The organism is Acidovorax sp. LjRoot204, assembly GCF_056175785.1.
The window spans coordinates 16796-28562 of the sequence record NZ_JBGFFF010000056.1 but is presented as its reverse complement, the minus strand read 5'-3'; the positions used below and the strand labels follow the sequence as shown (position 1 = coordinate 28562).

The 11767-nt window shown below is 65.0% G+C and carries 10 protein-coding genes; 7 read left to right on the top strand and 3 right to left on the bottom strand.

Going from position 1 to position 11767, the window contains the following annotated elements; translation table 11 throughout:
* From AC04MI_RS12060 to AC04MI_RS12050, 3 genes are all read right to left on the bottom strand, one after another.
* Nucleotides 1-1799: acetoacetate--CoA ligase (locus AC04MI_RS12060; RefSeq protein ID WP_476497867.1), on the bottom strand; the 1799-nt coding region annotated here is incomplete at its 3' end.
* A gap of 25 nt (nucleotides 1800-1824) precedes the next feature.
* Nucleotides 1825-2808 carry a Bug family tripartite tricarboxylate transporter substrate binding protein gene (locus tag AC04MI_RS12055; protein ID WP_436078424.1) on the bottom strand — a complete coding sequence of 328 codons (984 nt, stop codon included), beginning with the start codon at nucleotides 2806-2808 and terminating at the stop codon, nucleotides 1825-1827.
* Nucleotides 2809-2985: 177 nt separating this feature from the next.
* A complete protein-coding gene (locus AC04MI_RS12050) occupies nucleotides 2986-3909 on the bottom strand; it encodes a helix-turn-helix domain-containing protein (RefSeq protein WP_436078425.1) in 924 nt (307 codons plus the stop codon).
* A gap of 219 nt (nucleotides 3910-4128) precedes the next feature.
* Here AC04MI_RS12050 and AC04MI_RS12045 point away from each other — a divergent pair, with 219 nt between their 5' ends.
* The 7 genes from AC04MI_RS12045 to rsmH all read left to right on the top strand — a co-directional run bounded on the left by AC04MI_RS12045 (nucleotide 4129) and on the right by rsmH (nucleotide 11766).
* Nucleotides 4129-5190 carry a CobW family GTP-binding protein gene (locus tag AC04MI_RS12045; RefSeq protein ID WP_099731227.1) on the top strand — a complete coding sequence of 354 codons (1062 nt, stop codon included), beginning with the start codon at nucleotides 4129-4131 and terminating at the stop codon, nucleotides 5188-5190.
* Between the two features lie 197 nt (nucleotides 5191-5387).
* A complete protein-coding gene (gene dksA / locus AC04MI_RS12040) occupies nucleotides 5388-6185 on the top strand; it encodes an RNA polymerase-binding protein DksA (RefSeq protein ID WP_082522359.1) in 798 nt (265 codons plus the stop codon).
* Between the two features lie 47 nt (nucleotides 6186-6232).
* Nucleotides 6233-7972: an STAS domain-containing protein gene (locus AC04MI_RS12035; protein WP_436078426.1), complete on the top strand. Its 1740-nt coding sequence runs from the start codon at nucleotides 6233-6235 to the stop codon at nucleotides 7970-7972.
* Nucleotides 7973-8125: 153 nt separating this feature from the next.
* Nucleotides 8126-8692, top strand: coding sequence for an ATP-dependent protease subunit HslV (gene hslV / locus AC04MI_RS12030; protein ID WP_056059237.1), 567 nt, complete (start codon nucleotides 8126-8128; stop codon nucleotides 8690-8692).
* Nucleotides 8693-8824: 132 nt separating this feature from the next.
* Nucleotides 8825-10150 carry an ATP-dependent protease ATPase subunit HslU gene (gene hslU / locus AC04MI_RS12025; RefSeq protein WP_436078427.1) on the top strand — a complete coding sequence of 442 codons (1326 nt, stop codon included), beginning with the start codon at nucleotides 8825-8827 and terminating at the stop codon, nucleotides 10148-10150.
* 252 nt (nucleotides 10151-10402) lie between these two features.
* On the top strand, nucleotides 10403-10831 hold the full coding sequence (gene mraZ / locus AC04MI_RS12020; RefSeq protein ID WP_015012546.1) for a division/cell wall cluster transcriptional repressor MraZ: 429 nt from the start codon (nucleotides 10403-10405) through the stop codon (nucleotides 10829-10831).
* A gap of 8 nt (nucleotides 10832-10839) precedes the next feature.
* On the top strand, nucleotides 10840-11766 hold the full coding sequence (rsmH, locus tag AC04MI_RS12015) for a 16S rRNA (cytosine(1402)-N(4))-methyltransferase RsmH (RefSeq protein ID WP_146869962.1): 927 nt from the start codon (nucleotides 10840-10842) through the stop codon (nucleotides 11764-11766).
* Nucleotide 11767: the final 1 nt, after the last annotated feature.

Here is an 11767-nt window from a genome sequence, read left to right as displayed (position 1 = left end):
AGGTAGGACGGGCGGCCCAGGTATTCCAGATCCACCACCAGGCTGTCGAGCACGTCGTCCAGCCCCTCGACCACGCGGTACAGCTCGGCCGTGCCCATGCGCACGCCCTGGCGGTTGATGGTGGCATCCGAGCGGCCGTAGATGATGCCACCCACAGCCTCGGGCCGGGCCACCAATCGCAGCCAGTCGCCCTGGCGCCACACGGGGCGCTGCTCGGCGTCGTAGAAGGTGTCGAAGTAGCTCTCCTTGTAGCGTGTGCCGTCGGCGTCGCCCCAGAAGTACAGCGGCATCGACGGAATGGGCCGGGTACAGACCAGCTCGCCCACCTCGTCGATGACCGGCTGGCCCGCGTCGTTCCAGGCCTGCACGCTGGCGCCCAGCGCACGGCATTGCATCTCGCCCAGGTGCACGGGCAGCGTGGGCAGGCCCACCAGGAAACCCCCTGCGATATCGGTGCCGCCGGAGACTACGTTGAGCCAGAAGTCGTCCTTGACATCGTAGTAGAGCCAGCGGTAGGCCTCGGGCGACAACGGTGATCCGGTGGAGCACACGGTGTGCAGGGCCGACAGGTCGGCCACCTGCCGGGGCACCACACCGGCCTTCAGGCAGGCGTGGTGGATGGCGGCTCCCACGCCGAAGGTGGTCACGCGAAGGCGGCCTACCAGGCGCCACAGATAGGCCCAGTCGGGGTCGGCGCCCCCGCCGGCCGCACCGGTGACGGAGCCGTCGTATAGCACGATGGTGGCCCCACCCAGCAAGCCCATGACGTGCGCGTTCCAGACCATCCACGAGGTGTTGACCGCCCACAGCACCCGGTCGCCGGGGTGCAGGTCGTTGTGCAGCACCATGGCCACCAGGCTGTTGGCCAGCACGCCACCGTGGCCGTGCACGATGGCCTTGGGCAGGCCCGTGGTGCCGGATGAATACAGCGTCCACAGCGGGTGGTCGGGTGCGAGTGCGAGCGGCTCAAGCGGTGCGTTGCCCGCCACGGCATCGGCCCAGTGCACCACGGTGCGCGCCTGCGCCTGCACGGGGGGCGCAGGCGCCGGGTCGAGGCAGGGTACCCAGACCACGTGGCTCACCGTGGGCAATTGGTCCAGGATGTCGCCCAGCGCAGCGCGGCGGTCAAACGGTTTGCCCGCGTAACGGTAGCCATCCACCGCGACCAGCACCTTGGGCTCGATCTGGCGGTAGCGATCGCTCACGCTCACGGGGCCCATGTCGGGCGCACACAGTGCCCACACCGCACCGATGCTGGCGGCCGCGAGGAAGGCCACCACCGCTTGCGGGATGTTGGGAAGGTAGCCCACCACCCGGTCGCCCGGCTGCACGCCCAATGTGCGCAGCGTGTGCGACAGCGCGCCCACCTGGCGGCGCAGTTCGGGCCACGAGATTTCTCCGGCGCCACCGGACTCGTCCTCGAACACGATGGCCGGTGTATGGGGCTGCGTGCCTCCTGGCGTCTGGCGCAAAAGGGTGTCCACCAGGTTCAGCCGCGCGCCTTCGAACCATTGGGTGGCGGGCATCGGGTCGTCCGAGCGCATGCGGCGCGGGGCTTGCGCCATGGGCACGTCGAAGAAGGCCAGCAGTGCGCTCCAGAACGCTTCGGGTTCGTCCACCGACCACTGCCACAGGGCTTCGTAGCCGCCAAAGTGCAGGCCTCGCTCGCGCGCCAGCCAGGCCTCCAAGGCGGTGATGAGGGCGCGCTCGCGGCGCGCAGCGCTGGGTTGCCAGAGCGGGGTGTCCGGGGTTTCAACAGGGGGCGAGGCTGTTGGGGGCAAGGCTGTCAGGGTGGTCATGAAACGGTTCTTTCGCCTTCTCTTCTCAGGTGTCCGCCGTGAAGCCGATGTTCTTCACATGCACCCGCCACTGCTCGGCCTCGGCGCGCAGCCGCGTGACCAGCTCTTGCGGTGTGGACGAGCGTGCCGTCATGCCGAATTCCGCCAGGCCGCGCACGAAGTCCGGCTGGGCCACGGCAGCGCGCATGGCGTCGGCAACACGCTGCACCGTGGCGGTTGGCGTGCGCGCGGGCACGAAGACACCAAACCATTCGGTCATGTCCAGCGCAAAGCCCTGTTCGCGGTAAGTGGGCAGGTCGGGCACGAAGGCACTGCGCTCGGTGCCCGAGACAGCCAGCAGGCGCAGGCGACCGGATTTGAGGTGCGGCAGGTAGCTGCCCAGCACCGTCGAATAGGCCGCCACCTGGCCGCCCATCAAGTCCTGCAGCCCAGGTGCGTCGCCTCGGTACGCGATGTGGGTGAAGTCGAAGCCCGCCATCTTGCCCAGCACGCTGCCGACCAGATGGGGCGTGGAGCCCGACGCCGGCGATCCGAAATTGGCCTTGCCCGGGTTGGCCTTGGCCCAGGCGACAAAGTCCTGCAGCGTGCGCACTGCGTCGGGCACGGCCGGCCCCACCGCCAGCGCAAACGGGAAGGTGCAGGCCATGGACACAGGTGCCACGTCCTCCAGCGCATAGGGCAGCTTGCGGTAGGTATAGGGGTAGACGGTGAACGGGGAGGGCGGCGACAGCAGCAGCGTGGTGCCGTCGGGCACGGCGTCCTTGAGCGCGCTCACGGCAATCTGGGTGCCCGCGCCGGGCTTGTTGTCCACAAGCACGTTGGCGGCATAGGTACCGCGCAGCTTCTCGGCCAGGCGCCGGGCCACGTTGTCGGTGCTGCCCCCAGGCGGAAAGCCCACCAGCAGGCGGGCCAGCTCGGGCTGTTGCTGTGCCTGTGCGGCAGAGAAGGTGCCGGTGCCCAGTGCGGCCAAGTTGGTGAGTTGGACAGCGAACTGTCGGCGGGTAGTCATGGTTTGTCTCCTGGTTTTTGGTGTGCCACTGCGGTGGTGCGGTGCGACTGTGCCGCAAGGGCGCAGGGGCTGCTTTCCAATTACTGCGGTGGGTATCGGAAAACTGCGGACCTAGGGGAAAACCTGGGCATCGCGCGCGGTTGGGTTGGGGTGAGACCCCCGGGGCGACTGGGCACGCTACGAGCGGCGATAGTCCGAAGGCGTTACACCCCAGTGGCGGCGAAAGGCGTGGCTGAAGTGGGCCGCCGAGGGGTGGCCGGTGAGCAAGGCGATCTCCAGCAGGGGCTTGCGCGAATCGCGCACCAGCCGTGCGGCCAGCTCCATGCGCTGAAAGTGCACCCAGGCGTGGGGTGTGGCGCCAAACGACATCTTGAAGGCGCGCGCAAAGTGAAACGGGCTGAGCCCCGCGATGCCCGCCAGGCGGGCTACCGGCCAGGGCTCGTGCAGGCCGGCCATCACGGCCTCGGTCAACTGGCGCATCTGCCGCGAGGTGAGGGTGGCGCCGGTGCGCGGGCGCTCGCCGGGCAGTGCGTAGTTTTCCACGAGGTGGATGGCAATGCCCATCGCGATGTGTTCGCCAAACGCGGGTTGCAGTGAGGCGTTGTTGTCCAGCGACGCCAGAAGCAGGTCGGCAAAGGCCGCGAGCACCGGGTCCTTGCGGCCAAAACACTGGCCCAGCGCCACATCGCCGCCTGCGGCACGCTGCAGCCAAGCGGGGGCCAGGTCGATGTGGATGTTGTCGCGCACGGCCGAGCTGCGCCAGAAGCTCGGGGTGTCGCCGGGCAGGATCACGGACTCGCCGCGCTGCCAGTGCCTTTCCCCCACCAGGTCTCCATGGCGTTGCAGCAGCTGCGTGGGGTTGCCCCGGCGCACCAGGATGACGCAGTTGCTGTGGGCGGGTACGTACAGGTCGCCCACGGGACCCACCTGGTGCCACACCGCGAGGCCCTGCCAGGGGCGCCCGGCGCTGGAGCGGTGGACGTGGTCCGGCAGCGCATGCCAGGGGTGGTCCAAGCGCTTGTCGGCCAGCGCCCGCCAGTGCGCCGTGTCGAAACCTTCGATGGCAAGCGGAGTGTGGCGGGCGGTTAGTGGTGGCGTCATGGTGAAGATGGCAATGGATTGCCACCAGCGGCCTATCGTAGAGGGTTCCCGGTCCTGGCTACCTGTGTTTCCCGCCGGGCTGGACGGTGGTCGGACCGCGCTCAGGTGTGGCCAAGTGCCAGCAGGGGCTTGACAGCCTCGGTACACTGAAAAAGATGCCCCTGGGTGGGGCACTGCGCCGCGCAGCGCAAGTATTTGATTCCCTTGAAAGACAGATTTATGGCACTGATCCCCGTCACCATCCTCACCGGCTTCCTGGGCTCGGGCAAAACAACGTTGCTCAAGCGCCTCTTGAGCGAAGCCCATGGCCAGAAGATCGCCGTGATCGAGAACGAATTCGGCGAAGAAAACATCGACAACGACATCCTGGTGACCGAGTCCAAGGAGCAGATCGTGCAGATGAGCAATGGCTGCATCTGCTGCACCATCCGCGAAGACCTGCGCGAGACGCTGCAACTGCTGGCGGCCAAGAAGCGCAAGGGCTTGCTTGACTTTGACCGCATCGTGATCGAGACCACCGGCGTGGCCGACCCGGGCCCCGTGGCACAGACCTTCTTCATGGACGAAGAGATCGCCGAAACCTACCTCATCGACTCGATCATCACGCTGGTGGACGCCAAGCATGCGCCACAGCAGCTCAACGACCGGCAGGAGGCGCGCCGCCAGGTGGGGTTTGCGGACCAGATCTTCCTGTCCAAGACCGACCTGGTGTCCAAGGACGAGACCGACGCGCTGATCCATCGCCTGAAGCACATGAACCCGCGCGCGCCCATCAAGGCCGTGCATTTTGGCGAAGTGCCGCTCAAGGAGGTGCTGGACCTTCGCGGCTTCAACCTCAATGCCAAGTTGGACATCGACCCGGACTTCCTCAAGGAAGAAGGGGATGGGCATGACCACCACGACCATGACCACGAACATGGCGAGCACTGCAGCCACCCCTCCCACCAGCATGAGCACGGCCATGGCCATCACCATCACCACGATGACGATGTGAAGAGTTTTGTGTACCGATCGGACCGCCCGTTCGATCCGGCCAAGCTCGAAGACTTCCTTGGCGCCATCGTCAATATTTACGGCCCGCGCATGCTGCGCTACAAAGGGGTGCTGAATATGAAGGGCACTGAACGCAAGGTCATATTCCAGGGCGTGCACCAGCTCATGGGCAGCGACCTGGGGCCCCAGTGGGCCGAGGGCGAGGCGCGTACCAGCAAGATGGTCTTTATTGGCATTGACCTGCCCAAGGACATCTTCCTGCAGGGGCTGGAGCAAAGCCTGGTTTGACCTGTTCGCCGGTTCCGAGGGGGCGATGGAGCCCGATTTGTGTTGTATCTGCAACGTTTCCGTTTGCGTCAGCCCAGGTCGATACAATCGCGCCCCGGCAAGAACCTGTGAACAGGTTCTAGACCCCGGAAGGCTTGCCACACGCCCTTGGCTGCGAATGCAGCTGGGGCCCGCCCGTACTGCGAGGAGACCAGGAAGTGAAAGCCGACACCAGCAAATCCAAGGGGGCCACCAAGGCAACCCCTGCCGCGGCGAAAAGCGCCGCAGCCCCAGCGGCACCCAAAGTTGCTGCGAAGGCCACTGCCAAGGCTGCTGCTGCACCCAAGGTGGTCGCGCCCCCGGCCGTGGCGGCACCCGCTCCGGCGCCCGCACTGCAAGCGGGCTCGCAGGTACCCGTGCGCACAACCCGGCCTTCTTCCCGATTGGCCCAATTGACCGTACCATCCATGGCACAGACGGTGGCTTCGACAGCTGCCAAAGCCAGTTATCAACACACCATGCCCACGACCGCGCAAGCGCAGCCCACTTACACGGCTGCCAAAAAAGACCCCAAGCTGGCGAACAACTGGAAAACCAAGTCCGTCGCCGAGCTGACCGACGCTGAAGTCATGGCCATGCCCGACAGCGAGTACATGAACGAAAAGCAGATGGCGTTTTTCCGCCTCAAGCTCGTTCAGCTCAAGCAGGACATCCACAACAGTGCCGGCGAAACCACTGAGCATCTGCGTGAGGACACCGTGGTGGTGCCCGACCCGGCCGACCGCGCCACCATCGAAGAAGAGCACGCACTGGAGTTGCGCACCCGCGACCGCGAGCGCAAGTTGCTCAAGAAGATCGAACAATCTATTGCCCGCATTGATGCGGGTGACTACGGCTACTGCGACGAAACCGGTGAGCCCATTGGTGTGGGCCGCCTGATCGCACGCCCCACCGCCACGCTGTCGCTCGAAGCGCAGCAACGCCGCGAACTCAAGCAGAAGATGTTTGGGGATTGAGCAGGCCCCCGCCTGTTGATCAACGCGCGCACTCTGCACCCTGAGCCATGAGCAAGGAAGAATCCACCCCTGGCGGCCTGCTATCGAAGGTGGTGCGGTTCGTGAAGAATCCGACCGTCAACTGGACGGAGCTGGACTCCCTCCAGGACGACCGGGAAAGCCAGTACAGCAAGCAGATGCTCAAGGAGATGATCGAGCGCAAGCGCCGCAACGATTTTGTGCGGCGCCGCGAGTTCGATCAGCTGCGCAAGCTGCGCCAGCGCGAGGTCTTGCACGGGCAGCGGGTGGAAGATGCAGCAGGGCGCCCCTCGTTTTTCCAGAGCAGCATGGCATCGCCCGACGAACGGGCCGTGACGCTCAAGAAGATCGACGAGATCGAAGCGCAGATGTCCCAGCAATGGTGGAAGAGCAAGCAGGGCGCCGACGCACCCACCCAGCCAGGGGTGATGCCGGATTCCAGCACGGAGGCGTCTGCGGAAGAGCAAGCCCGTGCCTATGCGCCCACGCTGCCCGGAAGCCTGTCTGCCCCGCTGGATACCAAACCCGCCGTTCAGCCTCTGTTCGCTGATGACAGCATGGCCATTGGCCGCTTTGGCGGCACAGACGCCACCATGCTGCCCGGCAGCGCCCCACACGTCGAAGCATCCTTCAGCCCTGCGGCTCCCACGGCTGCGCCCGCGCCCGCATTCGAACCGGAGGAATTCGTGCACGAACCCGATCTTGAAGAAGCCGCCATCCGGTTTGCCAATGGTGACCATGCAGGGGCCGAGTCTGGCCTGCTGGAGGTGCTGGCCCAGCACCAGCAGGACGATCCAGCGCAGCAGCTGGAAATCTGGATGACGCTGTTCGACCTTTACCGGGCCACCGGGCAGCACGACCGTTTTGACACCCTGGCCATCGACTTTGCCGCGCAATATGGCCGCTCGGCGCCGCTGTGGTTTTCCATCCCGGCGCAACTGGGCCTGGCCGTTGAAGTGGCTCCCGCTGCCGAGCCTGCCGCCGCCATGCGCCGTGATTTCAGCTGGAACGCTCCGCCCACCGTGGCGGTTTCTTCGGTGGCCGCACTGCAGGCCTCGCTGGCCCGTGCGGCGTCCCCCTGGACGCTGTCCTGGTCACGCCTTGCTTCGATTGACGAGGCGGCAGTGCCCCTGTTGGCTGACCAGTTCAGCCTGTGGGCCGACCGCGATGTCCAGATCGTGTTTTCGGGGGTTGAAAAGCTCCATGCCCTGCTCGATGCCAAGACCCAGTCGGGCGACCGCTCGAACAGCCCCGAGTGGTGGCGTTTGCGCATGGCAGCCATGCGCCTCATGGGCAAGCCCGACGAGTTTGAACTGGTGGCGCTCGACTACTGCGTGACCTACGAAGTCTCTCCGCCCTCCTGGGTGTCGCCACGTTGCGGATACTCGGACAACGAGGGTGTGTCTTCGGGCTCTGCGCCTCTGGCCGCCGACAGCGACTTCATGGCGTCCGATCTCGGTGAGTCGTCGGTCCCCGCTCCCTTGGAGACCGGGCCCGTCGCACAGCTCAGCGGCCATATCGACGGCGATGCCACGCCCCTGCTGCAGCCGTTCGAGGCACACTTCAAGCCCGGCGTGCCGCTGACCATTGCCTGCGACAAGCTGATCCGGGTGGACTTTGCTGCTGCAGGCTCCGTGCTCAACTGGGCGGCTGAGCAACAGGGCCACGGCCATGTGATCCAGTTCCACAACCTGCAGCGGCTGGTGGCGATCTTCTTCAACGTGATCGGAATCAACGAGCACGCCTGGGTGGTCCCCCGGAAGAACTAGCCGCACCGCTCCTGGGGTGGGGCTGTTCCGGTCCAGATCCCAGTCTTGCGGGCGTTGGGGAATCGCGTGTCGCGTGGTTGGCCAGGCTGCGTGTGCGGCATCCGTCCCGAGGTCGGCTTGCAAAATGCCTGGTGATCCCCATCTGCCGCAGCTATGGATTCATCTCAAGACAACCATCCGGTGTTCCACGGCACCACCATCCTCAGTGTGCGTCGCCAGACGCCTTCCGGCATCCAGGTCGCCATCGGCGGCGATGGACAGGTCACGCTGGGCAACATCGTGGTCAAGGGCACGGCGCGCAAGGTGCGCAAGCTCTACCACGGCAAGGTGCTGGCGGGCTTTGCGGGCGCCACGGCCGATGCGTTCACGCTGTTCGAGCGCTTCGAGGCGAAGCTGGAAAAGCACCAGGGCCACCTGACGCGCGCTGCCATCGAACTCACCAAGGACTGGCGTACCGACCGGGTCTTGCGCCGCCTCGAAGCCATGCTGGCCGTGGCCGACGCCAGTGCGTCGCTCATCATCACCGGCAATGGCGACGTGCTGGAACCTGAGCAAGGCATCGTGGCGATTGGCTCGGGGGGCGCTTATGCGCACTCGGCGGCCAAGGCGCTGCTGGTGAATACCGAGTTGTCTGCCCAAGAGATCGTGAAAAAGTCGCTCGAAATTGCGGGCGAACTCTGCATCTACACCAACATGAACCACACCATCGAGACGCTCTGAGCGCACGACGGTGGAGCAGGCCCCGCGCTGGCCTCACGGTCAGCGCATCGAGGGCTAAATGCTCTGTTTTTTATAGCTGCTGGTGCATGATTCACTAGCGCTACAGTCCCATTTGATACCAGGAAGACCTGTATGTCGTCCATGACCCCCCAGGAAATCGTCTCCGAGCTGGACCACCACATCGTGGGTCAGGCCAGCGCCAAGCGTGCCGTGGCCATCGCTCTGCGCAACCGCTGGCGCCGCCAGCAGGTGGAAGGCAGCCTGCGCCAGGAGATCACGCCCAAGAACATCCTCATGATCGGCCCCACCGGCGTGGGCAAGACCGAGATTGCACGCCGCCTTGCAAGACTCGCCGATGCGCCCTTCATCAAGGTCGAGGCCACCAAGTTCACCGAAGTGGGCTACGTGGGCAAGGACGTGGATTCCATCATCCGCGACCTGGCCGAGATGGCTGTGAAGCAGACGCGCGAGGCCGAGATGAAGAAGGTGCGTACACGCGCCGAAGATGCCGCCGAGGAACGCATCCTGGACGTGCTGATCCCCCCGGCCCGCGCAGCGGCAGGCAGCGAACCCGCCGCTGACAACACGGCCCGCCAGGTCTTTCGCAAGAAGCTGCGCGAAGGTGCACTGGATGACAAGGAGATCGAGATCGACGTGGCCGAAGGCCGCCCCCAGCTCGAAATCATGGGCCCCCAGGGCATGGAGGAGATGACCGAGCAGCTGCGTGGCATGTTCAGCCAGCTGGGCCAGGACAAGCGCAAGACCCGCAAGCTCAAGATCGCCGAGGCCCTGAAGCTCATCGCCGATGAAGAGGCGGCCAAGCTGGTCAACGAAGAGGGCATCAAGACCCGCGCGGTGGCCAGCGCCGAGCAAAACGGTATCGTCTTCATCGATGAGATCGACAAGGTGGCCGCGCGGCAGGAAAGCAGTGGCGCCGACGTATCGCGCCAGGGCGTGCAGCGCGACCTGCTGCCGCTGGTGGAGGGCACCACGGTGTCCACCAAGTACGGCATGATCAAGACGGACCACATCCTGTTCATCGCCTCGGGGGCGTTCCACCTGTCCAAACCGAGCGACCTGATCCCGGAGCTGCAGGGGCGGTTCCCGATCCGGGTGGAGCTGGAATCGCTGTCGGTCAAGGACTTCGAAGCCATCCTCACGCAGACCCATGCGTCGCTGGTCAAGCAGTACCAGGCGTTGCTGGCCACCGAGGGCGTCACGCTGGAGTTCGCGCCCGAGGGCATCACCCGCCTGGCGCACATCGCCTTTGAGGTGAACGAACGCACCGAGAACATCGGCGCGCGCCGCCTGTCCACGGTGATGGAGCGCCTGCTGGACGAGGTGAGCTTTGACGCCACCCGCCTGGCCGGCCAGACCATCACCATCGACGCCGCCTACGTCGATACCCGCCTGCAGACCCTGAGCCAGGACGAGGACCTGTCGCGCTACATCCTGTGACCACTCGGTCAAGCCTTGAGAGGTCACTTTCATAGGCCTCTCTAAGTGCTTCTTTTTCAACGACTTTTGGCGTTCTGGTGTCTGAAAAAACGCATCTAAGTCGTTGATTTCATTGAAAAGTTTGTGGGACAACCCCCTTGTTCGGTGTGCTTTTCCTGCTACAGTGCAAAAAAGTGCAATTAAGTGGTGAAAAGTGCCCTCAAGGTCCGTTTCTGGACCTGCGAGGCGCAAAACCGAACTGGGAATCTGTCCGTGTTTCAAGGTGCCTCGTCGCTGAGTCTCGATGCGAAGGGTCGGCTGTCCGTGCCGACCCGGCATCGTGACGTCCTCGCGGCCACGGCATCCGGTCAGCTCACCATCACCAAGCACCCGCACGGCTGCCTCATGGTCTTCCCCCGCCCTGAATGGGAGAAGTTCCGCGAGCGCATCGCCCAGCTGCCCATGTCCGCCCAGTGGTGGAAGCGCATCTTCCTGGGCAATGCCATGGATGTGGACATGGACGCCACCGGCCGTGTGCTGATCTCCCCCGAGCTGCGCGAAGCCGCCGGTATTTCCAAAGACACCATGCTGCTGGGCATGGGCAACCATTTCGAACTCTGGGACAAGGCCACCTACGACGAGCAGGAAGCCAAGGCCATGCAGGGTGAGATGCCGGATGTCTTCAAGGACTTCTCCTTTTAAGGCGCGCTGTGACATCCCCCTTGCAACACACCACCGTCCTGCTGAATGAGGCCGTGGACTCTCTCCTGGGCGGCGCAGGCACGGAGCCTTCCGGCACCTGGATCGATGCGACCTTCGGGCGCGGCGGGCACTCCCGCCTCATCCTGCTCCGGCTAGGCCCCCAGGGGCGCCTGGTGGCCTTTGACAAGGACCCCGAAGCCATCGCCGAAGCAACGCGCATCACCGATGCGCGTTTTTCCATTCGGCACGAAGGTTTTCGCCATCTGGCCGACCTGCCGCCCGCCAGTGCTGCGGGCGTTCTGATGGACCTGGGCGTGAGCTCGCCCCAGATCGACAGCCCCGAGCGGGGCTTCAGTTTCCGTTTTGACGGTCCGCTGGACATGCGCATGGATACCACGCGCGGCGAAAGCGTGGCCGATTGGTTGGCCACGGCCGAAGTCGGTCAGATTGCGGAGGTGATACGTGACTACGGTGAAGAACGGTTTGCTGGCCCCATTGCAAAGGCGATTGTTGCTCGGCGCGAAGAGCGGGGTCCTCTTGCAACCACCGCAGAATTGGCCGACCTCGTGGCTGGCGCGGTCAAAACCCGCGAGCCGGGCCAGAACCCTGCAACGCGCACATTTCAAGCTCTTCGGATTTTCATCAACGCCGAGCTTGAAGAGCTGCAACAGGCGCTAGAGGCCAGCCTCTCGGTGCTGCAGCCCGGTGGGCGGCTGGTGGTCATCAGCTTCCATTCGCTCGAAGACCGCATCGTCAAGCAGTTCATCGCCAAACATTCCAAGGAGGTCTACGACCGCCGCGCACCGTTTGCTGCGCCGCAGGCCATGAAGCTCATCGCGCTCGACCGCATCAAGCCCAGTGCGGCCGAGGTCGAGGCCAATCCCCGCTCGCGCAGCGCCATCATGCGCGTGGCCGAGCGCACGGCAGTCGTCTGAC